This is a genomic window from Cupriavidus sp. BIC8F (genome assembly GCF_032465815.1).
Taxonomy (GTDB): Bacteria; Pseudomonadota; Gammaproteobacteria; order Burkholderiales; family Burkholderiaceae; genus Cupriavidus; species Cupriavidus necator.
Genome location: NZ_CP136095.1, coordinates 3,116,132 through 3,139,393, shown reverse-complemented (window position 1 = coordinate 3,139,393; position 23,262 = coordinate 3,116,132). Strand labels below are relative to the sequence as shown.

The 23,262-nt window shown below is 57.1% G+C and carries 20 protein-coding genes and 3 pseudogenes; 18 read left to right on the top strand and 5 right to left on the bottom strand.

The features are described from left to right. Positions 1-2: 2 nt before the first annotated feature. From RS901_RS34720 to RS901_RS34655, 14 genes are all read left to right on the top strand, one after another. Positions 3-338, top strand: coding sequence for a succinate dehydrogenase (locus RS901_RS34720; protein WP_316157366.1), 336 nt, complete (start codon positions 3-5; stop codon positions 336-338). Further along, positions 335-682: a succinate dehydrogenase gene (locus tag RS901_RS34715; RefSeq protein WP_315593872.1), complete on the top strand. Its 348-nt coding sequence runs from the start codon at positions 335-337 to the stop codon at positions 680-682. Before RS901_RS34720 ends, RS901_RS34715 begins: the two co-directional genes overlap by 4 nt. A gap of 1 nt (position 683) precedes the next feature. Further along, positions 684-2,432 carry an L-aspartate oxidase gene (locus RS901_RS34710; RefSeq protein ID WP_316155147.1) on the top strand — a complete coding sequence of 583 codons (1,749 nt, stop codon included), beginning with the start codon at positions 684-686 and terminating at the stop codon, positions 2,430-2,432. An 11-nt stretch (positions 2,433-2,443) separates the two neighbouring features. Then, positions 2,444-3,379, top strand: a complete 936-nt coding sequence (locus tag RS901_RS34705; RefSeq protein WP_316155146.1) for a fumarate hydratase — start codon at positions 2,444-2,446, stop codon at positions 3,377-3,379. Then, a complete protein-coding gene (locus tag RS901_RS34700) occupies positions 3,373-4,056 on the top strand; it encodes a fumarate hydratase C-terminal domain-containing protein (protein ID WP_316155145.1) in 684 nt (227 codons plus the stop codon). Before RS901_RS34705 ends, RS901_RS34700 begins: the two co-directional genes overlap by 7 nt. A gap of 37 nt (positions 4,057-4,093) precedes the next feature. After that, positions 4,094-4,927: an amidohydrolase family protein gene (locus RS901_RS34695; protein WP_316155143.1), complete on the top strand. Its 834-nt coding sequence runs from the start codon at positions 4,094-4,096 to the stop codon at positions 4,925-4,927. Between the two features lie 78 nt (positions 4,928-5,005). Further along, positions 5,006-5,920, top strand: a complete 915-nt coding sequence (locus tag RS901_RS34690) for a LysR family transcriptional regulator (protein ID WP_316155142.1) — start codon at positions 5,006-5,008, stop codon at positions 5,918-5,920. Positions 5,921-5,922: 2 nt separating this feature from the next. Continuing rightward, positions 5,923-6,825, top strand: coding sequence for a LysR family transcriptional regulator (locus tag RS901_RS34685; protein WP_316155141.1), 903 nt, complete (start codon positions 5,923-5,925; stop codon positions 6,823-6,825). 213 nt (positions 6,826-7,038) lie between these two features. Beyond that, the gene (locus tag RS901_RS34680; protein ID WP_316155139.1) at positions 7,039-8,136 is read left to right on the top strand and encodes a tripartite tricarboxylate transporter substrate binding protein; all 1,098 of its coding nucleotides are present in this window, start codon (positions 7,039-7,041) and stop codon (positions 8,134-8,136) included. Positions 8,137-8,269: 133 nt separating this feature from the next. Further along, positions 8,270-9,016 (top strand): sulfite exporter TauE/SafE family protein, encoded by a 747-nt coding sequence (locus tag RS901_RS34675; protein ID WP_316155137.1) that lies wholly within the window; start codon positions 8,270-8,272, stop codon positions 9,014-9,016. 169 nt (positions 9,017-9,185) lie between these two features. Further along, positions 9,186-9,845 carry a carboxymuconolactone decarboxylase family protein gene (locus RS901_RS34670; RefSeq protein ID WP_316155135.1) on the top strand — a complete coding sequence of 220 codons (660 nt, stop codon included), beginning with the start codon at positions 9,186-9,188 and terminating at the stop codon, positions 9,843-9,845. A gap of 566 nt (positions 9,846-10,411) precedes the next feature. Next, positions 10,412-11,395 carry a tripartite tricarboxylate transporter substrate binding protein gene (locus RS901_RS34665; RefSeq protein ID WP_316155134.1) on the top strand — a complete coding sequence of 328 codons (984 nt, stop codon included), beginning with the start codon at positions 10,412-10,414 and terminating at the stop codon, positions 11,393-11,395. Between the two features lie 541 nt (positions 11,396-11,936). Continuing rightward, positions 11,937-12,917 carry a Bug family tripartite tricarboxylate transporter substrate binding protein gene (locus RS901_RS34660; protein ID WP_316155132.1) on the top strand — a complete coding sequence of 327 codons (981 nt, stop codon included), beginning with the start codon at positions 11,937-11,939 and terminating at the stop codon, positions 12,915-12,917. A 234-nt stretch (positions 12,918-13,151) separates the two neighbouring features. Next, positions 13,152-14,384, top strand: coding sequence for an MFS transporter (locus RS901_RS34655; RefSeq protein WP_316155131.1), 1,233 nt, complete (start codon positions 13,152-13,154; stop codon positions 14,382-14,384). 96 nt (positions 14,385-14,480) lie between these two features. Here the strand turns inward: RS901_RS34655 and RS901_RS34650 are convergent. From RS901_RS34650 to RS901_RS34635, 4 genes and pseudogenes are all read right to left on the bottom strand, one after another. After that, positions 14,481-14,885 (bottom strand): annotated as a pseudogene (locus RS901_RS34650) (IS4 family transposase); the annotation flags it as partial. A 4-nt stretch (positions 14,886-14,889) separates the two neighbouring features. Then, positions 14,890-15,408, bottom strand: a complete 519-nt coding sequence (locus RS901_RS34645; protein WP_316155129.1) for an IS630 family transposase — start codon at positions 15,406-15,408, stop codon at positions 14,890-14,892. Further along, positions 15,363-15,890 carry a helix-turn-helix domain-containing protein gene (locus RS901_RS34640; protein WP_316155128.1) on the bottom strand — a complete coding sequence of 176 codons (528 nt, stop codon included), beginning with the start codon at positions 15,888-15,890 and terminating at the stop codon, positions 15,363-15,365. Before RS901_RS34640 ends, RS901_RS34645 begins: the two co-directional genes overlap by 46 nt. Positions 15,891-15,949: 59 nt before the next feature. Beyond that, positions 15,950-16,909 (bottom strand): annotated as a pseudogene (locus tag RS901_RS34635) (IS4 family transposase); the annotation flags it as partial. 564 nt (positions 16,910-17,473) lie between these two features. Here RS901_RS34635 and RS901_RS34630 point away from each other — a divergent pair. Beyond that, the gene (locus tag RS901_RS34630; RefSeq protein WP_316155127.1) at positions 17,474-18,772 is read left to right on the top strand and encodes an amino acid permease; all 1,299 of its coding nucleotides are present in this window, start codon (positions 17,474-17,476) and stop codon (positions 18,770-18,772) included. A 113-nt stretch (positions 18,773-18,885) separates the two neighbouring features. After that, positions 18,886-20,067, top strand: a complete 1,182-nt coding sequence (locus RS901_RS34625) for a MalY/PatB family protein (protein WP_316155126.1) — start codon at positions 18,886-18,888, stop codon at positions 20,065-20,067. Positions 20,068-20,119: 52 nt separating this feature from the next. Here the strand turns inward: RS901_RS34625 and RS901_RS34620 are convergent, their stop codons facing one another. Beyond that, positions 20,120-21,118, bottom strand: a complete 999-nt coding sequence (locus RS901_RS34620) for a LysR family transcriptional regulator (RefSeq protein WP_316155125.1) — start codon at positions 21,116-21,118, stop codon at positions 20,120-20,122. 344 nt (positions 21,119-21,462) lie between these two features. Between RS901_RS34620 and RS901_RS34615 the strand changes: the two are divergent. Then, positions 21,463-21,932: pseudogene (locus RS901_RS34615) on the top strand (putative sulfate exporter family transporter); the annotation flags it as partial. A gap of 94 nt (positions 21,933-22,026) precedes the next feature. Then, positions 22,027-23,231 (top strand): IS3 family transposase gene (locus RS901_RS34610; protein ID WP_316157365.1). Its coding sequence is split into 2 segments (ribosomal slippage): positions 22,027-22,345 and positions 22,345-23,231, totalling 1,206 coding nucleotides; the frame shifts between segments, so codons are not numbered across the junction. Positions 23,232-23,262 lie beyond the last annotated feature (31 nt).

Sequence of the window (23,262 nt, the reverse complement as noted above, 5' to 3'; positions counted from 1 at the left end):
TGATGGATCAGCGTCTATTCGCACTCCAGCGCCTCAGCGCGATGGTGATGGCGCCATTTGTGTTCGTGCACTTAGTAGTAATCCTATATGCGGTGCGGGGTGGCTTGACCGCGGCTGAGATTCTTTCACGCACCCAGGGCAGTCTTCTGTGGATCCCTTTCTACTCGCTGTTTGTGATTAGTGTGGCCGTGCATGTGCCTATTGGTCTGCGCAACATACTGATTGAGTGGGGGAGGCTGAACCGCAGTACGGCTTCCGCTTTCTGCTTCTTGTTCGGGCTATTGCTGTTGTCGATGGGCCTGCGTGCCGTGGCGGCAGTGGGAGGTTTGCTGTCATGAAGTCTCCGAGAAATCACCGTGCCTATTGGGCGTTTCTTGGGCACCGCTTGTCGGGCCTGGCGCTCGGCATCTTTCTGCCAGCACACTTTTATGTTCTGGGTCTGGCGCTGGATCAGCAGGCTCGCATGGACGCGTTCTTGAAATTCGCGGATATGGGTGCCGTCAAGTTTGGTGAATGGGGCCTGGTGCTGCTCCTGTCCATTCACATGTGCTTTGGCCTGCGACTGCTGGCGCTGGAACTCCTGCCATGGAGTTCCACACGCGATGCACGCTTGTCTTGGATCAGTTGGGGAGGCGCGCTGTCGCTGTTCGTCGGCGTGATCTTCGCCTTGGGGGTAATCTGAAATGCAAATCGAGAACCACAAGACAGACATCCTGATCCTTGGGACGGGTGGGGCGGGGTTGTTCGCAGCCCTGCATGCCAAGAAGGCCAATCCGGCGCTCAAGGTATCCGTGGCAGTAAAGGGCCTGTTAGGAAAATGCGGCTGTACGCGGATGGTCCAGGGCGGCTACAACGTCGCACTGTCCACTGGCGATTCGGTCGAGCGTCATTTCATGGACACGATCGAAGGGGGCAAGTGGCTGCCGCGCCAGGATCTGGCATGGCGCCTCGTTGAAGGTGCGATCGAGCGCGTGCGCGAACTCGAAAACGAGATTGGATGCTTTTTTGATCGCAATCCCGACGGCACGCTGCACCAGAAAGCATTCGCGGGCCAGAGCTTCGATCGCACGGTTCACAAGGCTGACCTGACAGGCATTGAGATCATCAACCGCCTGATGGAACAGGTGAGGGCGCTCGATGTGGAAGAGTTGGAGGAACATCGGGCCATTGAGCTGATACCGGCTGCGGACGGTTCGGGCATTTCGGGCGTACTGTTTATCGACATGCGTCGCGGCACCTATCGCTTTGTGCAGGCCAAGGCCGTGCTGCTAGCAACGGGGGCGGGACCCACGATGTACCGGTACCACACGCCATCCGGTGACAAGACCTGTGATGGGCTGGCGATGGCCATGCGCTACGGCCTGAGTCTCCGGGATATGGAGATGGTCCAGTTCCATCCGACGGGCTTGCTGGGCGGACCGGATACCCGCATGACTGGCACGGTGCTCGAGGAGGGCCTGCGCGGCGCCGGCGGCTGGCTGATCAATGGCAACGGTGACCGCTTCATGACCAACTATGACCCCCGCGGAGAGCGAGCGACGCGGGACGTGGTCAGCCGTGGCATCTACTCCGAAATGCGCGCCGGCCGGACAGGGCCAATGGGCGGCATCTATATCCAGATGAGCCACCTTGGGCCGGAGAAGGTGGCGAAAACGTTCCCGGGAATGGTCAACCGATGCAAGGACTGCGGCTTCGACTTGGCAGGCGGACGCGTGGAAGTCGTGCCAACCGCCCACTACCTGATGGGTGGCGTGGAGTTCGATGTCGACTGCAGCACGGCTTCTCCTGGCCTGTTCGCAGCCGGGGAAGACTGCGGCGGCGTGCACGGTGCTAATCGCCTGGGCGGAAACGGTGTGGCGAACTCGACCGTCTTTGGCGGCATTGCGGGCGATTCCATGGCCGCATACGTCTCGAAAGTACAGCACTGGAAGGAACCGGACAGGCGGGTCATCCAGAGCGGCGTCGAACGCGCCGAGTATCCCTTCTCGAAGACGCCGGGCGCGATCCACGAACTGCGCGATGCGCTGGCGCAAACGATGTGGGACGACGTTGGCGTGCTGCGCAATGAGCAGGCAATGCGCCGCGGACTCTCTTCAGTCGCCGGCCACCGCGACGCCCTGATGGCCATGGGCGTTCCCGATGGGGACCGCCGCTACAACGTCACCTGGCATGACTGGCTCAATCTGCAAAGCCTGGTCGACATGTCTCGCGTAATCACCGTTTCCGCGCTGGCCCGCGAGAACAGCCGTGGGGCCCATGCTCGTGAAGACTTTCCAGAGCCCGGAGATCTGCACAGCAGTCGCTACACCCGGGTGACGGCAGATGGCGATGACATTCACCTGGAGATGGTGCCGGTGAAGTTCGACATCGTGACGCCAGGTACATCACTGATTACCGGTGAGGCCGGTCAACCCCCCAAAGTTGCAGCATAAGGACCGCTACGATGACCATCTCTATCGATTGGGTCGAGGAAGCCGCGTTCGAGATCATGAAACGCGCCGCGATCGAGATCCCAAAGGACTACAAGCAGGGCATCCAGGAGTTGCAGAAGACGGAAACTGGCAAACTGCCGCGATTCGTGATCCACGCGATGCAGGACAACTGGGAAGCCGCCGATCAGGACCGCCGTCCTATGTGCGCCGACACTGGCCTACCGCGCTACTACGTGAAGGTGGGAAACAACGCTAGCGTTCAGCGCGGCTTCGTTGCAGTGGAGCGCGCGTTGCGCAAGGCGACCGCCGACGCCACGCTGGCAGTTCCGTTGCGCCCGAATCGGGTGCATCCACTCTGGCGAACGGATAACAACAACAACGTGGGCATCAACGCGCCCGAGATTGAATGGTCTTTCGAGCCCGATGCAGACTGGGTGGACATCACCACAGTCCACAAGGGCGGCCTGTTCGGGACCGACTACCGGATGCTGTTCCCCGGCGACGGCATCGACGGGATCAAGCGATTCGTGCTCGACACCCTTATAGCATTCGGCAAGCGAGGCCTTGCATGCCAGCCGGCAATCGTCGGCATCGGCCTGGGTGGATCCAAGGATACTTGCATGCAACTCGGCAAGCAGGCGGCTTGTTTGCGCGTGGTGGGTGACCGCAATCCCGATCCGAAGATCGCCGAACTCGAGCTTGAGCTCATGAAGCTCGGAAACTCGATTGGCATGGGAGCCATGGGCTTTGTCGGTTCCTCGATGGTAGTCGACTGCCATATTGAGGTGGGCCACACTCACACGGGTGGGATGCCGATAAGCCTCCATACGTTCTGTCTGTCATCTCGACGCGCCACAGCTCGGATTTACGCAGACGGAAATATTGAATATCGCACGGACCCTCAGTGGTTCACCCCATATCTGCGCAGGGAGACGGTCGAATGGTAAGCCCGCAAGACGATGAACTGAAAGTCTTCCACATCAACCTGCCTGCCACGACGGAAGACATCGCAAACCTTGAGCTAGGCGCCGCCGTCTACTTGACAGGGGTGGTCTATACGGCTCGGGAAGGAGTCTACAAGAAGGTGCTCGACGAGGGCTTGGAGCCGCCAGTTGAGCTACGAGGGCTTAGCAACGTCAATTTTCATTGCTCACCAGCCGCCGCGCCCAATGAAGACGGAAGCTATAACGTTGGCGCGGTGACCGCCACCGCGAGCTTCCGGTTCTCCAAGTGGATCCCGAAGTGGATGGAGAAGACTGGGTGTCGCATCTTCATTGGCAAGGGGGGTATGCCTGCCGATGACTACAAACAGGTGCTCGCGCCTGGCGGAGCAATCTATCTCACGACTGTTGGCTATGGAACGGGCGCGCTGCTCGGTCGGGGTATCAAACGGGTGAAGGACGTATTTTGGCTGGACGAACTCGGGATCGCCCAAGCTATGTGGATGTTCGAAGTGGAGAACTTCGGACCGTTCATTGTGGAGAGCGACCTGGAGGGCAACTCGCTGTTCGCGCAGCATGCGGAGGTTATCAACGCCGGAATCGAAAAGCTTTACGCCGGCCTGAAGCCGCCAGCACTCCACAGGTACGGCGAGACCGATGATCGCAAGAACGAGGTGATGTAACGACATTACCGAAGCAATCAAGACTCAGGAACATGCCATGATCGTTGATTTCAGACTTCGCCCGCCGGTTGGCGGCTTCCTCGATACGCTGATGTATTCGGCCGGCGAGCGCCGTGACGGCTTCACCCGCACCGTTGGCTTCGCACCGTCACCAGCGGCTCAACAACAGTCCATGGAATTGCTGCTCAAGGAAATGGATGAGTCCGGAGTGGACAAGGGTGTTGTGGTTGGGCGTCTTGCCGGGACTCTGGGCAGTGTTTCGAACGAGGATGTCGCGCGGATTGTGCGTGACTACCCGCAACGCTTCATCGGTGCTGCGTCCATTGACCCGACTAACCGGGTTGCCGCCTGTAAGACGATTTCCGATGCGGTCGCCGACGGGTTCAAGGCTATCAATATCGAACCGGGTTCCTACCCGATTCCCATGTACGCCGATGACAGGCGCTTGTACCCGATTTACGCACACTGCGAAGATCTGGAAGTGCCCGTGATCATGATGGTCGGCGGGACCGCAGGTCCGGATCTGAGCTATTCCGACCCCGTCAGAACCGACCGTGTCTTGACGGACTTTCCCAAGCTGAAGGTTGTCGTCGTGCATGGTGGATGGCCATGGGTAACGGAAATCCTGCATATCGCATTTCGTCGTCCGAACATGTATTTGTCGCCGGACATGTACTTCTCGCGCATGCCCGGCTGGGAGGAATACGTGAAGGCTGCGGACTCGTTCCTGGCCGACCGCATGCTGTATGCAAGCTCCTTTCCATTTTGCCCAGTGCGGGACTACAAGCAATGGTTCGAGACGTTGCCGATTCGTCCTGAAAACATGGAAAAGGTGATGGGCGGCAACGCGCGTCGTCTGCTGGGGCTCTAGTCCGTGTGGGCCACGCCCATGCGGCAAAATGACGGCACGACGCGCTAGCGGCTTGAACCACACATCAATTTGTCAGACATGGACGTCAAAACGCTTTACACACTCGTAGCCATTGCCGACAGAGGCAGCTTTGCTGAGGCAGGCAACGCTATCGGGCTGACGGTCTCGGCCGTCAGCATGCAAATGCGTGCTCTCGAGGAAGAGCTGGGCATCACAATCTTCGACCGGAGTCGCCGGCCCCCTGTGTTGACGGACGCAGGGTTGGCGTTCACGAATCGTGCGCGTGACCTTCTGACCCATTGGGAGAGCATGAGCGCGGCGCTCAAACGCGAAGCGGCCGGCGGAGTGTTGAAGCTCGGTTCCGTGCACACCTGCGTTTCTGGCGTCTTGCCGCTTGCGTTGAAGCGTCTGCACCAGCAGGGGCATCGTATCGACATCCACCTCACCACGGGTCTTACTCATGATCTGGAGCGGGCCGTATATCGACGGCAATTGGACGTGGCTGTCGTTACCGAACCGGAGGTTCCGCGCCTGGACCTGCAGTTCATGCCCTTTTTCAACGAGGAGTTCGTGGTGATCACACACGCCACGACGCGAGGGGACTCGGATAAGGGGATTTTGGAGACGACGCCCTACGTGCGTTTCAATCGCACAGCCCGCGTGGGGCTTCTTGTCCAGGAAGAGATGGTGCGGCGCCAGATCGCGGTCCGGTCGACGATGGAGATCGATACCCTCGAAGGGGTCATCGCCATGGTGGCCAACGGTCTGGGCTCGTCGGTCGTGCCGGCCCGGGGTGTCGAAAACGAGTTTCCGGCATCTATCCGTACGATCCCGTTTGGCTCGCCACCCCTGACGCGTCGCCTTGGCATCCTGGTCCCTCGCGATAATCCGCGTGCGCACCTCTCACACTTGCTGCTGGACGCGCTCACCGATGTGACAAAGCCGACCAGCACACCTGACGATGGCCGCCCGAGACTGGTGCAGAAGAGCTAACCATGGCGGCGTTGCGATTCTCTCTTCGGCAACTGGAACTGTTCTCCACAGTGGCGAGGACAGGATCCACCTCTGCCGCGGGAGAAGAGGCAGCGTTGTCGCAGTCGGCCGTGAGCTCGGCCGTCAATGAGCTGGAGCAGACGCTAGGTGTCACGTTATTCGATCGAGTCTCGAAGCGGCTCGTACTCAACGACGCAGGACGGGCGCTCCAGGAGCGGGCAACCCGGCTCATATGGGATGCGCGCGCAATCGAAAGGGAGTTTTCTGGAGGCCATCCGCCTTGTCATCTGAAGGTCGCAGCGAGCACGACCATTGGCAATTACCTCATTCCAAGGATTCTGGCTGATTACCAAACCAGTTATCCGGAGCGTCGGGTGGATACACATATTGGGAATTCACACGAAGTCATCCGGTTGGTTTCGGAGGCGCGCGCCGATGTGGGAATTATTGAAGGCCCAAGCCCTGCGGCGGACCTGGTCAGCCACAAATGGCGTGACGACGAACTGCTTATCGTTGCGTCTGCTCACGACAGCCTCGCTGTGACGCAAAGAGAATCCGGTCAACCGGTTTCCTGCAAGCAGCTTCGAGACGCAAACTGGCTTTTCCGGGAAGAAGGGTCAGGGACCCGCGATGCGGTGAGGAGTGCCTTGTATCCCTACCTTGGGCCGCTTACTCCCCAGACCGTATTGGGAAGTTCGGAGGCGATCAAGTACGCGGTCGAGCTTGGCCTGGGCATCAGTTGTTTGTCGCGGATTCTGGTGCAGTGCATGTTGGATAAGGGGACCCTAATTGAGTTGCGCACGGACTTTCCTCGGGTGACACGGCCTCTATCCATCGTATCGCATCCGACGCGACCGCCTTCGGCCGCCATGTCGGATTTTCTAGATCCGTATCGAACGGGATAACGAAATTCAGGAAATCATCATTATCCGATCTCATCTGGAAGGATGGGAGTGGGATTTTTTTTGCCCAAAAAAAGATAAGAACTTTAACTGATAACGATAAGTGCTATATCTCGTTTCCGTTCCAGGAAACCTGCAATTAGGATTCGTAAAAATAACAGAAAAACACGCACGCGATAGTCGTCGAATCATGACAACGCTACAAAGGAGACAACGATGAACTCAAAAGACACGAGAATGGCCATCGGCAGTTGGCTTGCGCGAGGGCGGCAGTGGTTGCGTCGCATCATACGCCGGAATCCAATCGTCAAGGAGTTGTGCCAGGACGCGGATGCCCCGCGGTACAGGATGTCGACCGCTGTGGCCATGTTCGCGTTTGTCATAGTGCCTGTGGCGATGATGCCTGCTCACGCGGAGGAATGGCCGAAAAAGCCGATCCGCCTTGTCGTGCCGTTTGCTTCCGGCGGCGCCACCGACCTGCTGGCTCGTGCCGTGGCCCTCGAACTGGGAAAGCAATGGAAGCAACCCGTGGTGGTGGACAACCGTCCCGGCGCTGGCGGCGCCGTGGGCGCGGAAGTCGTAGCCAAGGCAGCGCCGGACGGCTATACGCTGCTGCTGGCTTCAGGCAGCATGTTCACTGTAAATCCGTTCATCTATCAGAAGCTGCCATACTCTGCCGAAAGTTTCGAGATGATCAGCAAGGTGGCTAGCGGACCAATGGTGGTGACCGTCAATACAAAAGTCCCGGCCAAGACCGTGAGCGAGCTCATCGGCTATGCGAAGGCCAATCCTGGAAAGCTGACTTTTGCGTCGGCGGGTAACGGCAGCCAGGTCCACATGGCCAGCGAGGCGTTTGCCGAAGCTGCCGGCATCGACGTCGTCCACGTGCCATACAAGGGAGAAGGACCGGCCTACTCGGATCTGATGGCCGGCACGGTGGACATGACCGTGGGCAACATCAACGCCATCTCCCCGCTTCTCAAGGGTGGCCGCTTGCGTGCGCTCGCTGTGACAGGCAAGGAACGCTCATCGCTGCTTCCCGACGTGCCGACGGCCACTGAAGCCGGCTTGCAAGGGTTCACATTCTATGGCTGGTTCGCGCTGATGGCACCTGTCGGTACGCCGAAGGAGTTGACGACTAAGATGTATGCCGATTTGGAGAAGGCGGTGTCCGAACCGAGCATGCAACGCTATCTGGCCTCCCAGGGCATGACCAAGACACTCACTCCGAAAGGCCGACTCCCCGAAGAGATCGCTCAGGAAGCCGGGCGCTGGAAACTACTGGTGGCAAAGCGGAAGATCTCTGCCAACTGACCGGTGCAATGACGTGTGAGGATTCCCAAGGATCTGGCGGCGGACGTTTCCAGCTATCCTTCCGCCGCCAAGTGCGAGGTGATCAAGATGTAGTCAGGCAAGCAGACGCATTTACGACGAGGGCGGCCGGAAGATGATGCAAGCAGCAGACTATGCGATCCTGGGTGCGACAATCGCAGGCGCCTACACCGTGTTCGGCCTCACGGGATTTGGTGCAGCGATGATCGCGGTGCCCATTCTGGTGCAGTTCCTCCCGCTGCAACTCGTCGTTCCGATGCTGCTTCTGCTTGACCTCCTGGCGACCACAGTGGTCGGCCTGCACAACTGGAATTCGGTGTCGCGAACCGAGTTGCTGCGTCTGCTCCCTTTCATGATGGTCGGCGTGGCGCTTGGCACCACGGTCCTGACCAAGGTCGAATCCCGTTGGTTACTGGTAGCGCTTGGCCTGTTTGTGCTGGCCATGACGGCGCGCGCACTCATGACTTCCTCCGCTCGTCTGGAGGCCGTCGCAAAGGGCTGGTCAGTGCCGTCTGGCGTTATTGGTGGCGTATTCAGTGCTTTGTTCGGCACGGGCGGCCCTGTTTACACAATGTATCTGTCCAGGCGCCTCCCGGAGATTGACGAGTTCCGTTCAACCATCGCGGCTGTGATCTTGTCCAGTGCGGTAGTACGGCTCTTGGCATTCGCCGGCGGGGGAATTCTGCAACAGGGCGACCTGGTGCGTAGCGCAGCATTTGCGATGCCATTCAGCCTGGCTGGGTTGGCCGTCGGATCACGCTTGCGTCGACGCATCTCGGCGGATGCCGTACGTCGTGCGCTTCAGATTTTTCTCCTTGTCAGCGGTGCTTCGGTGCTTGTCCGTGGTCTGCTATTGGACTGACATCCCGGCAGCGCCACGGCGGTGAGGTTTGGGCCCACCAAACGAGGCGACCACGGCTACTGTGGTCAACGCAATACCTTCTGCCGATTGAATTTTATTTCAATTGATCATGGGTTTCTCGGCGGATAGGCTGGCACGAAGCGTATAACCACGAGAACGACGAAGGACTATGGCCGCTATCGAGAGCGTCAAGGACATCACATCCAGGATTGAGGGTCCGGCATCAAATTATGTGCAGGCCTTTGAAGCGCACAGGTCCAACCTGGATTCGGCAGGTAATGCGCAAGGGGTTTTGACGCCGCGCCAGCGGGCGTTAGTCCGGCTCGCCATTGCAGTTGCAATGCCCTGTAAGGAAATGCTGCGAACTTCCAGAAGTGAGGCGGAAGGCATCGTCGCGCGAGAAGAGATCGAGCAAGCGGTGAGCGTTGCAACCGCCTTGCGGGCTGGTGCCGCAGTAGCTTACGGCAGGCTGGCTTACAAGTACCTGAATGGGGAAGCAGATGGCACCGCCGTCTCATCGGCGGTTTCGGAAATCAAGAAAGATCGTGAGTTGATGACGCAATTCCGCAAGTCATCGCCAGCGGACTTCGAGCGGATGACGATGATGCTGGGCGAGATGCATAAGGACGGTTTGCCACTGTCCAAACTCGACTACGAACTGCTTGCCATTGGCTGCGCGACCATTACCCAGTGTGTCTACTGCATGGAGCATCATATCAATGCCGCGCGAGCGCTGGGTATCCAGCCGTCGCAAGTTGCTCAGGTAGTTCATCTGGCAGTGTCTGCCCGGGTCGAAGCCTCATTTTTTGCCGCCGAAGAGATACTTTAAACACGGGCGCGAAGCGAAAGTCGCCTTCTGGTTTCTTCGCCCTCCGGACAAATGGCTGCACTGAGCCATCGCTGTTTCATGTAGGCCACATTTGGTTACCTGTCGCGAGAGCGGTTAATTCCCGATTCGCCCCTGAATCTCCGCTCTTTCTGCTTCCTCGCAAAGTTAAGCTAATTCGTCTGCTTCATCTTGCCGTGGAGGTGCGAGGAGGTTTTTCAGAACCAACCACAAGAGGCGATAATCGCCAAGCAGTTTGTTGGAGTTTCCGGCGAGACGGATAGACGCCCAAGCCTTATGAAGATTCTCCACTTTCCGGTCCTGGGAGCTCTGGTCTTGGAGCATGTGCCCTGCTACGACTAAAGCAGTTCGCCAGGGTGATTGAGGTGGCGGGGGAGATGTCGGATGACTTTGAGCTACGCCAAAGGGCACTTCAACGAGTCGTTCTAGCGATGGTAGAGCTTCGGCTCGATTGGATTTGAACGTGTGACCATCGATACTCCAATCTAACAGAATGACCGCAGGAGCGACGAGGCTGGGAACTGCCTGCCTTGTGCGTGCATAACTAAATGACGAATATCCTTACTCAGCTTCGCTCAGCAGCGGCGTCTGTCTTCATTATCGCAATTATGGTCTCCTCGGCGTTCGCCGAGCCATGGCCAAAGAAGCCCGTCAGGCTTGTTGTGCCTTTCGCGGCAGGCGGCGCAACGGATGCTATCGCCCGATCTCTGGCGCAAAAGCTTAGTGACATGTGGAAGCAGGGCGTTGTAATTGACAACAGGCCCGGTGCAGGCGGCAGTGTCGGAGCCTCGCTCGTCGCAAAGTCGCCTTCGGACGGCTATACGATGATCTTGGTCGGCGGAAGTCAGCTGACCGTGAACCCGCACATTTATCGGCAACTTCCGTACAGCCTCTCAGATTTCACTATCATCGCCAATATCGCAAAAGGGCCCATGGTGATTGCTGTAAGTCCCTCTGTCCCAGTCCAAAGCTTGAAAGACCTTGTCGCGCTTGCTAGTTCAAAGCCTGGACAGCTGAATTTTGGGTCTGCCGGGAATGGAACTCAGGTCCACATGGCGGGAGAAGCTTTCGCAGATGCCGCAAGGATCGATATCAAGCATGTGCCCTATAAGGGAGAGGCTCCCGCGTTGAATGATCTCATGGCAGGTCAAATTCAGATTGTGGTGGGAAACATTGCAGCCGTAACTCCTTTCGTGAAGTCAGCTCGAATCAAAGCGCTGGCGATCACAGATAAAAGCCGCTCTCCTATGTTGCCAGACGTCCCTACTGCAACCGAGGCTGGGGTCCCGGGCTTGGAAGGTATTTCGGCATGGTTTGCTCTGATGGTTCCTGTAGGAACGCCAGCAGACATCACGCTCAAAATCCGGGCTGACACGGTCAAAGCGCTGACGGACAAAGAGCTCAACGCAAGACTGATGTCGCAGGGCATGAGTCCGGGTGGTGAAGATTCATCGCAGATGAAGACCATCATTGCGGCCGAATCCCAGAAGTGGGCCAGAATCGTAAAGCTGAAACAGCTCAGCGCAGACTAACGCGAGTGATGGGCTCGCGGCCGGCTCTCCGTTACTGCTGCAGTTCCGCGAGAACCATCCTCTCGCCGCCGAATATTCGGAGAGGAACGCAGTTATCCGACTTATCGCTGGAGCGCGAATCCGTCGTCGAAATACTGTCCGCCTCCTCGCATCCTTGGCCTTCGTGCCGCTCATGTCGGCATATCGGGAGTTGTGACAAAAATTCGAGATGAGATCTTGGTGCAAGTCATGCTGACGCCTTTTTTGTCTGGGTGAATATCCGTCCAAGATCGGTACATGCGCCTAACAGTAAAGTTGCAACGCCATAGCCATCCGAATGTCTACTTTCACTCAAAGGTGATTTGAGCGAATTTCATAATTGAAAATGGAAAATTGGATTTAAAGTGCAAGCCAGACGGACCTTTACGCAGCTTTGGATGATAGCGCCATTAATATGAATTCAAGCGCATACCATTGATGGAGGCGGAAGGTGGTCTGGGATAGGAGATTTGCCGGCGTGGACAGGTAGTCACTATATCAAAAATGTAAAGGAGACAAGGTGGTGGAATTTTTTGAGAAGAAACTGATCGGGAAGCGCCTTGCAGTGGGCGCGATGTTGACGTTCTCGATATTCAGTGCAAATGCGCAATCGGTGAAGCCGCTAACTATCATTGTAGGCTTCCCCGCCGGCGGTAGTGTCGACCACATTGCACGGCTCTTGGCCGATAAATTGAAAGATCCGTTAGGCAGGCCGGTCATCGTCGACAACAAGCCGGGAGCCAGCGGCCGTATTGCGGCTAGCCAGTTGAAATCCATGCCAGCAGACGGTTCGGTGATGATGATTGCCCCGAATACTCTGATCCTGCAGTCAATCATCTACTCGGGAAAGATTAACTATGATCTTGTCAGTGATTTTTCCCCGGTTGCAAAGATCGCCAAAATGCCGGTGGCTGTTGCAGTACCGGTCAACTCGCCGTTGAAGAATGCCACGGATCTGGTTAGCTACGCGAAGTCTCATAAGGGCAATACCAGTTACGGTAGCAACGGCCCTGGTAGCCTTGGTCATTTGACGGGACAGCGGTTCGCTAAAGCGGCGGGAATCGAATGGACAAATATCCCTTACAAGGGCGGGGCACCGCTGGTGAGCGATTTGCTGGGGGGGCATGTACAGTCAGGAGTGGATGGCTTGGCAGAGTACATTGAACACCACCGCGCAGGCCGACTTCGAGTATTGGGCACATTCAGTGGCGAGCGATCGACTCTAGCACCAGAGGTGTCGACCATCAATGAGCAGGGAATCAAGGGAGTCAACACGGAGCTTTGGTATGGGATTTGGTTCCCCGCTAGGACCCAAACTACTACAGTGATTCAAATGCAGAATGCGGTTGAGAAGGTGCTGAAGGATCCAGATATTAAGAACCGGCTTGGCAAGATGGTGACAACCATCGACTTTCTCCCGTCAGAACAGTTTGCACAATTTATCAATAAGGAGTTCGATGCCTGGCGTCCGGTGATTCGGGACTCTGGCGTCACGCCGGACTAAGCGAGGATAACGGGTTCGAAGGATGCCGCGCGAGAGTATCTGCGCATTGCGGCATCCTATTGGCCTCCATTCGTCGTGGCATCAACCGATGGCCAAATCAACGCCGATCGAAATGATGAAATCCGCTACGAACGAAATGCAAATCCTTCCGTGCTGCCCGGCGGGCACGGACGGAAATGCCGCAGATTTGATACATGCTATCGAACGCAATGAGCTAGCGCCGGATGCTCGGTCATGAGTCGCCTTATTTTGTTGTGCGTCGGTCGCATAGGGACGTGCATGGGTACGATGGCGTTTGCTGGAGCGCTACCCGTTTTGAGTCGCGAATGGGCAATGGATGCCGCCACCGCGGGCGCCATACAGACCACATTTAACCTTGCGAATGCGCTCGCGTTGTTCGTGGCAGCTTATCTATCCGACCGGTTTGGGGCGTGCCGGATCTATCTATTTTGCATTTGGTCTGGTGCTTTGGCGTTGGCATTATTTGCGCTCTTCGCCCATTCAGCTGTCAGCGCGTTGCCGTTGATCACATTGGTGGGGCTGACACAGGGCGGGGCCTATGCACCGGCACTGATGTTGGCCACCGATTTGAGTTCCACCTCGGCGCGCGGACGCACGATGGGGATGGTACTCGCTTCCGGGTCACTGGGTTACATGCTGTCCATTGTCTTTGCGCTTTGGGGGGCGACTAAATTTGGAGCGATGGCAGGGCTTGCCATTTGTGCCGTCGGTGGATTGATCGGCGCCATTGTGGGCCATATCAGCCTGGCGGGTCGCAAAGTGGACTCTCTTCCGCCGACGCTGGGAGTGCTGGCGTCGTCCAACGTCCGTTTGGATAGTTGGTATTCCGCCCTTGGGCCCGCGTCATTTTGCCTCCTCATCGGGTATGTTGCACATTGCTGGGAGCTTCTCGGCAATTTCGCATGGACGCCTTCCTTACTGGCGACCGCTCTGAAGCCGCTCCAACTCGGCGCCATAACGACCGGTTTGATCATAGGCGCCTCCATCCACCTTTCAGGGATGGTTGCGACCTTTGTGTTTGGTGTTCTTTCTGACGCTTGGCCGCGCACTAGGGTGCTGATCCTTGTTGCCGCCGCCGGCGCTTTGTGCTCCCTGTTGACCGGAATGTCGATTCAGTGGGGGCCTGCCTGGACTGTCGCGGTAGCAGCGATCGGCAGCTTTTTCATCTTCGGCGATTCGGGTGTACTCACCGCAGCGATGACGGAGGAAGTCCCCCTTGGTCGACTTGGCCGGGTCATGGGAATCCGCTCGCTATTGGGATTTGGCGCTGGTGCACTAGCGCCGATTAGCTTTGGCGCAATATTTGACTCGACGCAGAAGTGGGAATGGGCATATAGCGTCCTTGCATTCGGTGGCGGTATTGCCCTGATTTCGGCTATCACCCTCAGATTCGTCGCGGCCGGAAGTTCCTCGCGCGCTGCGCTCTTCAAAACGGATGCTCATTGAGCATCATTTAAATGTCGGGGAGTCACTTTTTGGATACTCCTTTGACTTCGCGTATCCAAAGAACGTCGTCCATCCTGCCTACCTTACCCCATGCGGTTATACACAATTGTCCCCATCATCGACGACTCGTAATCCTCGCAAAGTCTTCGCAGCGACATGAACTTCTTTCAGGCCAAGCCAAATCGTCTTCACGCCGGGCTCCCCATCGCTCTTCCGGCCGAGGAAGCCGCCAAGGCGTGCAATCAGGCGAAGCACTTCATTCAGCGTTGGCTTAGCAGGCTGTTTGACACGGGTCAGCAGATAGGCGCCGCGTATTTCATCCGGGTCGAAGAACAAGTCAGCGTCCAGGTCCGGGCAAGTGCGTCCGAGCCGCATCAGATGCGCTATGCGCCAAGCGACGACCATGAACAGTGCCAAAGCGCGCTCAAGGCGTTCTATCGCCGACAACTGGAGCGCTTCAACGCGACAGGCGTTCTTCAGGATGTTGAACAGCGTCTCTAAGCGTTCAACAAAAAGTCAATCTGTAGTCTGTACCGAATCCCTGAAGGATTACGTCGACATCAGCTTCTAGGGTTTTGGCGTCGCGGGCCTTGAAGGCCAGCCACTCGTATTTCATCTTGTGCCAAAGCTTCTCAATGCGATTGAGCTCCGGGCTGTACGGTGGCAGGAAGTACAACGTCAAACCTTTCCTTCGTAGCAGCCAGAGATAAGGCCGAAGTGCGCGTGCCGTGTGGACCGAGGCATTGTCGAGAATCACGGTCAGCGGCTTGCCGACGTGTTCGACCAGTAGGCCGAGGAATCCAACGAACAGCATCGAGGTCATCGTCTCCCACAACTTCACTGCAAACAGTCCTCCTGAGGAAAGCAGTGCTCCGACCACGTTCAGGCGCTTACCGCGCCGGGCTTCAATCATGTGCTGCTGCCCGACTGGTGTCCAAGCACTTCGATTCGGCTGCGCTTGCGCGAAGCCAGCTTCGTCTACGTAGGCGAGCTCGATTTCGCCACGCTTAGCTTGCTCGACCAACTCCCCGATTTCAGATTGGGCTTGTCGGAATCGCTGCTCATCCCGCTTTTTTTTAAACTATGCCGGGTTCGCTTCCATACCAGCCCCGCTCGCTTGAGAGCTGCTGTCAGCGTATTGCGATGAACCCGAACCCCGAACTTCTCTTCGAGTCGTGAGAGCAGTTCCGGAACTGTCAGCGCTTCCTGCGTCGCCCATGCCTTCAACTGTTCAACGTGCTCCGTCGACAGCTTGGATGGGGCACCGCTGCGCGGCGCGTCTGACAGCGCTGCCATGCCTTTTTCCAACCAACGATAGCGCCTCTCGTATACCGCCTCCAACGTCAACTCCTGTCGCTTGGCTATCTCCTTGGCAGGCACGCCATCGCTAAACATCAGAATTGTCCGCGACCTGTCTCGTGTTCTTCCATCACGGCGGCTTCTCGCCAGTGCTTCAAGCTCAGTACGTTGTTCCTTCGTCAGTTTCAGCGGCTTCAATACGGACATCGTCTATGTCGCAGTTCTTATTTGATTCGATATTATAGAGGTATTTCTTGTGAACCGCTTATCTCCCAGCGCGCGCGGTACCAGTCAATAAGCTCAATCGCATCGTCCAGACTAGCTGCGCTGCGATTTGTCAGGAGGCGCCACTCGATTGGCTTGACGCCGGCAGGCGCATCAAACTCGCGTGCGACGATGCTCGTCGCCGCGACCGTCTTGCCCTTACCTGCTGGCAGATCAACCCGTTGCACCCAGAGTTGCTGACGCACGGTGCGGGCCTTGACGCCATGGCGCGATCCCATCGTGAAAGCGATCTCGCCAATAGGCTTGCCGCTGATGGTGCGCTGCCACAGCTTCTCGCCATCCGGCAGGCAGCGATTGTGGGCCGCACGTATGAGCCAGTCGGCGGGCGTACCGAGTTCTTGAGCATGCAGCATCAACGCCATCAAGTCGGCTTCGCGGTCTGCGACATAGACCAAGCGCGTGCTGGGGAGCTCCAGGGCCATTTCAGCGATGCGCTCGTAACCTTCAATCCAACGCAAGCTTTCCTTTGGCCCACCGCGTTTGCCGAATTTATCCCGCTTCTCACGCGCCCACATCCACGCGTCCAGCACACCAAGCGGTTCGCGTTGCGGCGTGACGGCGTAGGTCGGATGGAGATACATACCCCGCTGCGCCTCATAGCTCAGCGGCCCCAGACCGATAGCCCCTTGACCGTTAAAATCAAGTTCCGTCGTATCCTGAAGACACAGCACGACGGGTTCAGCCCCCATTCTCTGCCGGGTCTGCTGCCAGTGCGGCGCCAGAATATCGCGCCAGTCAACGCTGTCGTTGCCAAAGAAGCGATACGCTCCCATGGTCTCGCTCCAGCCGTGGCAAGCCTTCGGTACGCTGGCCATCGGATCGGCCGCAAATCGCTCCATCAACATCCTCGCTCGCTTGTCGAGGCGCGCATCACCGAGATCCAGGTGGGCAAACTCAGTCGCTGCCCAGTGTGTCGATTCAATCGTCAACGCGTCACCCAAAATGCGACAGTAAACGCGAGACTTAGAGAGTTTACAAGGGGCGCTTCAACTCGTTGAAAGTAAACGCTTTTCCCGGGCGCTCTGGTCGCTTTGGAAGGTCAGAGATGTGTAAAACCGCATGACCTTACCCCCGCCCGCAGAATTTGTGCGCGAGGCTCATCTTTGAATTGTCTGGCCGGCGGTGCCGCGCAGACGCAGGTTCGCGGGCGGAGGGTTGCGCTCGCGCAAAACGTGGCGAAATTGAGCGAACCCAACCGGCGTCTTGCACGGTCATCCCATTAATGACCCAGCTGCTTACCGATCCAACGCCCGTGCGTCATTTGTGAGGCCGGGTTGAAAATGCTTGCACAAAATCGAAACGAATTCGAGGGCTTTTCCTCATGCTTAGCCGGGAGGCGACTACGTAGACTTGTGTCTGCGATGGGTGCCGATTAGGTGCCGCAAGTTTTCTATAAAAACGCTGATTAATTTAGCAAAAAATGCAAAACCATTGCAAGGAGACGGAGAGTGCATCTAGCGTTTGCGTTCCCGATCAAGAGTTGATCAAAAGATGGGTGGTGATAGATGACTAATATTGGCGGCGGCACGGTCCGACTAGAGGGTGCGCTAAGCGAACGTATCCCATTTACAGCATACGATGCCGGATGGGTTGTCCTGTGTATCGGCATGGCGATTGGATCTGGCATCGTATTTATGCCGTTACAAATGGGAATTAAGGGGATTTGGACATCCGTTGCAGCCATTCTTATCGCTTATCCTGCTGTATATTTTCTTTCCAAGCTATTCATTCGATCGCTCTCCGCCAGTGGGCAATGCAGCAACTACACCGGGATTATTACGGAATATCTGGGGAAAAATTGGGGGATTTTGCTGAGTGTAGTATATTTCGTTAATCTCACAAAGAGTATGTTTGCATACTCCGCGACGATAACCCACGATGCTGGATCTTATCTCCAGGTTTTTGGGGTAACTCAGCAATCCCTTGCGTCGACTTACTGGTTTCCTATCGCCATCATCACATTCTTGGTTGCGATCGCATCGCGTGGGGAGCGACTCCTATTTAAGGTTTCCGGTCCACTGATTATCGTAAAGCTTTCCGTCGTGATTTTCCTCGGCGTATCCATGATTCCATACTGGAACTTCGGGAATATCGAATTCATCCGTCCCCAAAGTGCAATCCGCTTCATTCAGGACGTCACTTTGTCATTGCCTTTTGCAGTGTTTTCGATTGTTTACACTCAGATTCTTAACCCGATGAATGTCGCCTTCAGAAAGGTTGAATCCGACCCTGCCATAGCGACCTATCGTGCGCTGCGAGCGGGTCGGTACGCCTACATGATTCTGGTTGTCAGTGTTCTGTTTTTTGCTTTCTCCTTTCTTTTTTCAATTACTGCGGAAGAGGCGCGCACTGCGGTGGCTCAGAATATCTCGGCGTTGGCGCTGGCTGCGCGTGTGATGCCAGGTAGCTCTGTCAAGGTGCTTTCGATGGTATTGAACATCGTGGCGATTATGTCAGCTTTCCTAGGTCTTTACCTTGGATTTAGCGATGCGCTGAAAGGTATTGTTATCAATGTCGCCGATCGCTTCATGTCGCGAGGAACTACCTTTGATCGTATTTTCCCTGCAGCTATGGCAATGGTGTCAGTGGTCATCCTGTCAGCATGGGTGATCGCAAACGTCTCCTCTATGGCGCTAATTCAATGGACGGCTCCGACATTCGGCATCGTGTCCTGTCTTATCCCGTGCTATCTCGTGATACGTGTGCCGGCCTTGAAGCAGTTCCGCTCGGTGAGCCTCTGGTTCGTCGCGCTTACCGGCATCCTTGTAATCGCGGCTCCGCTATTCAAGCTGTTCGAACGCTGATAGCGCGCCTGACGGCTTCATCCAATTTCACAGTCGCGCCGTTCGCGATGATTTCTTGGGAGAACGGCGTCCGATGACTCGCAACCTCATACAAGGAAAAAGGCAGTATCTACATGACATTCAACTTCGACGAGGTCATTGACAGGCGCGGAACCAATTCGATGAAGTGGGACCAGGGTGCCCAACGCCTGACACGAGAACAACACCAGGCCGACCCGTTGCCAATGTGGGTGGCCGACATGGATTTTCGAATCGCACCTGCAATTTCGCAGGCGTTGCACAAAATGGTCGACATGGGGGTGCTTGGCTATGGTGGCACCACGGCGTCCTGTGCGGAGGCGGTCATCGACTGGCACGCGAGACGATTTGGATGGAAACCTCAGGCAGATTGGCTGACGCAAGCATCTGGCGTGGTGCACGCGATGAGCATGACCATTCAGGCGTTCTCGCAGCCTGGCGACCATGTTGTCGTGCAGACCCCGGTGTACGCGCATTTCCTGAACGATGCGGCCGTGAATGGTCGCCGCGTTATTCAGGCCCCCTTAAGGCTAGAGGGGGACAAGTACCGATTCGATCCTGAATCATTTGAAGCGGCACTTCTGCCAGGGACGAAAATCTTTATCCTCTGCAACCCTCACAATCCGACGGGTAACGTTTGGACAAAGGATGAACTGCTGTTGATGGCGGACATCTGCGAACGACATAACATCTTGATCGTTTCAGACGAAGTTCATGAGGACTTTGTCATGTCTGAGCACAAGCGTCACATTCCATTTGCATCGCTGGATCACGATTGGGCGATGAGGAGCGTGGTGTGCAATGCACCAAGCAAAACCTTCAACTTGGCTGGATTGACTTGCGCAAACGTCTTCATTTCGGACCCGTATCTGAGGCGCGATTTTCGTGCGCAGTGTGAAAAAAGCGGGGTCACTCTGATCAACACCATGGGGATTGCTGCATGCGAAGCTGCCTACTCGTTTGGCGAGCCTTGGGTGAAAGCAATGCTGTCGTACGTCCGCGCCAACCATGAGCACTTGCGCTCGCGCGCGGCGGAATTGGGGCTTCCCTTCAAGATGATGCAAATGGACGCGTTGTACTTGGCATGGCTGGATTTTCGAGAGCTAGGGATGACGTCGCTCGAGCTTCATGATTATCTATTGCGGAAGGCTCGGCTTTGGCTCGACCCCGGTCAGAAGTTCGGGCCCGCGGGACAGGGTTTCGCGCGGATCAATCTAGCCTGCCCGCGAAGCACCATAGACGAAGCGTTGGCGCGTCTGAAGGCCGCATTCCGGTAATTTCTAACGCACGGCACGGTGTCTACCCGTGCCGTGTGGTTAAAACGGAGCGCTAGGCAACGTCTCTGAGCTCTGGTTGGGTGGGGGATGCATTCGGCGTGTGCTCCTCTGCCCATTCCAGTCCAACGGATTCTTTAAGCGCCGCATCCCAGGGCGGCGTTTCACCAATTTCATTGACAAGGTAGTCAATAAAGCTTCGGACCAGGCTGTTCGCGTATTTGGATCTGTAGTACATCGCGTACAGCGTGTGTGCAATGGCGGACCGGTACTGGGGTAGGACGATACAAAGGCGTCCGCGCACAATATCGTCGGCAACCAGATAGGTCGGCAAGCATGCTATGCCATGCCCACTGATTGCGGCTTCACGCAGACCGAGGCTGGAATTGCATTCCAATGTTGGCGTCACAGGAACCCGCTGGAAGTCTTCGTTGCCCAAGAATGTCCACGAGCCGTCGGCCATCATCATCGGGTATATCAGGCATCTGTGCCTTGTCAGGTCTCTCGGTGACCGTATTGCTGCGCTCGCACCGAGGTATGCGGGGGCGGCGCAGTAGACCCATCGGATCAATGCCAACTTGCGTGCTGCATAGTTGGCATCAGTGCTAGCCGTGATGCGAATGGCGAGGTCGAAGTTGTCCTCGACTAGGTTGGTCAGCTTGTCTTCCAGCGCGACTGAAGCACTTGCCTTGGGATGGCAATCGAGATAGCGGCCGACAAGCGGAGTAAGTTGCGTCGAACCAAATGCCATTGAGCACGTGAGACGGAGATGGCCTTGAGGTGCCTGAGACTGACGCGCAGCGTCAAGGGTGAACTCGAGATCTGCGAGGATGTTGTTTGCCCGCTCGAAGATGATTCTGCCGCCGTCTGTCAGCGTCAGGCTTCGCGTCGTCCGCTTTACCAGAAGGAGACCGAGATGCTCTTCAAGTTGGGCCAAACTCTTGCTCACGGCCGACGGTGATATTCCCAGTTCCCGCGCCGCGGCCGAAAGACTCCGAAGTTCGGCAATGCGGACGAATATGCTGAGTTGCGCAAGCGAGGCGATATTCTTCATAGGAACGCGGGCGGGCATCGGAGGGCAGGTCAGGCGCCTTAGCAAGACACCGTTGCGGATTCTGATCACTGTGCAACCGCATGCGCAATTGAAATCGTCTTCAACCACCGGTTAGTGACTCTTCGGCATCGTTGAGCGGTTTTCCGGGTGAGCTTGACTGGAACTTGCCATTTCCATTGTTCGTGACAGATGAATACGCTCTGCATCCATTCAATCTCGAATCCTGGACGACCATGCCGCCTGCTGTGTCAACCCGCTCCGTACCCGCTTCCATTCCCAGCGCGTGGAAGCTATGGTGTTAACGGCTGCTCACGCTGCTTCCACTCGGCGTCATCGCATGGGACGCACGGGTGCTGGCAACTGTCGTACTGTTCGGTACGGTCGGAATGTTTCTGTATCCATGGTTGTTCGAACTGGCCGCGAGTGACTTGCATCTTGCGATTAGTCAGAAGGTCTTCGGTATCTACACGGGCGCGACGCTACACGAGGTTGCTCAGGTCATCGCCCCGGGAAAAATGGTGAGCGATACCGCGGCCGACGCTGCGGTGGTCGCAAAGATGGTGCGGGTGCTGGCGTTGGCGCTGCTGTTGCTGGTTATCGCGCTTTGGCCAGGTGCGAACTGGTCGCAGAAGGGGGAGCGATCTGCCAGCCTGAGCAGCCTGCGAAAGGCAATCCCTTGGTTCGCATCGACTTTGTAGTGGTCATGGCAGTGAACTCGGGCGGTCTAGTTCCGCTTGGATGGAAGCCCGCGCTCATCGAGCTGGACAACTGGATGCTGGCTTGCGCGACGCTCGCGATCGGCTTGCATACCCGCTGGAGCGGCCCCCTGAATCGCCGGACACAGTCCCTCACTTACAATAGCGGGTAGGCATACGACTGTGTTTATGACTAAAACGAAGCAGGAATTGGTGGAAGTGTTGACGGGGCCGGAGCGCCGGCGGCGGTGGTCGCCGGACGAGAAGCTCGCGATGGTGCGCGAGAGCTGCGAACCGGGCAAGACGGTGTCGATGGTGGCGCGCCAGCATGGCGTAAATCCGAATCAGCTCTTTCATTGGCGCAAGCTGTACCAGGACGGCAGCCTATCGGCGGTCAGTGCCGGTGAAGAAGTCGTGCCGGCATCGGAGCTGAGCGACGCGCTCAAGCAAGTCCGTGAGCTACAGCGCCTGCTGGGCAAGAAGACCATGGAGAACGAGATTCTCCGTGAGGCAGTGGAGGTGATGAAGTCGCGAAAATGGATTGCGCGCTCACCCTCATTGCCGGGGGACGACCTGTGAAGCGGGTCTGCGAAGTTCTCGGTGTAGCGCGCTCGAATGTGGCAGAGAAGCTGACTCGTCCTGCAGACTGGCGGGACGGGCGCAGCGCCCGACAAACCGACGATGCAGGGTTGGTCGAGGAGATTCGCAATGCGGTCGCGCATCTGCCCAGCTACGGCTATCGCCGGGTATGGGGCGTACTGCGCCGGGAACGAGAGCATCGTGGCGCGCCTCCCGTCAACGCGAAGCGGGTCTATCGGGTCATGCGAGTGTACGGCTTGCTGCTGCAACGCAGAGTGGCCCCGCCACGCCCGCAGCGCAGGCATGAGGGTAAGGTCGCGGTAGCAAAGACGAACCAGCGGTGGTGCTCTGACGGCTTTGAGTTCCGCTGCGACAACGGCGAGCCGCTGCGCGTGACGTTCGCCCTGGACTGCTGCGACCGCGAGGCGATGAGTTGGGCGGCGACCACTGGTGGGCATAGCGGTGACGTGGTCCGCGACGTGATGTTGGCCGCCGTCGAGAATCGCTTTGGAAACGCGCTGAAGACGCCGACGGAAATTGAATGGCTGACCGATAATGGCTCGGGCTACACGGCAGACAAGACCAAGGCGTTTGCGTCGGCAATCGGCTTGAAGCCACTGACCACGCCGGTCTGCAGCCCGCAGAGCAACGGGATGGCCGAGAGCTTTGTGAAGACCATGAAGCGCGACTATGTCGCCTTCATGCCCAAGCCTGATGCCGAGACGGCAGTTCGCAATCTGGCCATTGCCTTTGAGCACTACAACGAGCAGCACCCCCATAGCGCCCTGAATTACCGCTCTCCGCGCGAGTTCAGGCGTGCGATGGCCTTATCAACCTAAGGGTGTGACCGTGTCCGGGGACACGGGGGCA

Excerpts from the sequence above, each read along its gene's own strand:
- RS901_RS34675 (WP_316155137.1), top strand. The coding sequence starts at position 8,270 with ATGATGCAAGCAGCAGACTATGCGATCCTGGGTGCGACAATCGCAGGC.
- RS901_RS34665 (WP_316155134.1), top strand. The coding sequence starts at position 10,412 with ATGACGAATATCCTTACTCAGCTTCGCTCAGCAGCGGCGTCTGTCTTC.
- RS901_RS34695 (WP_316155143.1), top strand. The coding sequence starts at position 4,094 with ATGATCGTTGATTTCAGACTTCGCCCGCCGGTTGGCGGCTTCCTCGAT.
- RS901_RS34690 (WP_316155142.1), top strand. The coding sequence starts at position 5,006 with ATGGACGTCAAAACGCTTTACACACTCGTAGCCATTGCCGACAGAGGC.
- RS901_RS34625 (WP_316155126.1), top strand. The coding sequence starts at position 18,886 with ATGACATTCAACTTCGACGAGGTCATTGACAGGCGCGGAACCAATTCG.
- RS901_RS34705 (WP_316155146.1), top strand. The coding sequence starts at position 2,444 with ATGACCATCTCTATCGATTGGGTCGAGGAAGCCGCGTTCGAGATCATG.
- RS901_RS34640 (WP_316155128.1), bottom strand. The coding sequence starts at position 15,890 with ATGTCCGTATTGAAGCCGCTGAAACTGACGAAGGAACAACGTACTGAG.
- RS901_RS34655 (WP_316155131.1), top strand. The coding sequence starts at position 13,152 with ATGAGTCGCCTTATTTTGTTGTGCGTCGGTCGCATAGGGACGTGCATG.
- RS901_RS34720 (WP_316157366.1), top strand. The coding sequence starts at position 3 with ATGGATCAGCGTCTATTCGCACTCCAGCGCCTCAGCGCGATGGTGATG.
- RS901_RS34710 (WP_316155147.1), top strand. The coding sequence starts at position 684 with ATGCAAATCGAGAACCACAAGACAGACATCCTGATCCTTGGGACGGGT.
- RS901_RS34630 (WP_316155127.1), top strand. The coding sequence starts at position 17,474 with ATGACTAATATTGGCGGCGGCACGGTCCGACTAGAGGGTGCGCTAAGC.
- RS901_RS34685 (WP_316155141.1), top strand. The coding sequence starts at position 5,923 with ATGGCGGCGTTGCGATTCTCTCTTCGGCAACTGGAACTGTTCTCCACA.
- RS901_RS34715 (WP_315593872.1), top strand. The coding sequence starts at position 335 with ATGAAGTCTCCGAGAAATCACCGTGCCTATTGGGCGTTTCTTGGGCAC.
- RS901_RS34680 (WP_316155139.1), top strand. The coding sequence starts at position 7,039 with ATGAACTCAAAAGACACGAGAATGGCCATCGGCAGTTGGCTTGCGCGA.
- RS901_RS34670 (WP_316155135.1), top strand. The coding sequence starts at position 9,186 with ATGGCCGCTATCGAGAGCGTCAAGGACATCACATCCAGGATTGAGGGT.
- RS901_RS34700 (WP_316155145.1), top strand. The coding sequence starts at position 3,373 with ATGGTAAGCCCGCAAGACGATGAACTGAAAGTCTTCCACATCAACCTG.
- RS901_RS34620 (WP_316155125.1), bottom strand. The coding sequence starts at position 21,118 with ATGAAGAATATCGCCTCGCTTGCGCAACTCAGCATATTCGTCCGCATT.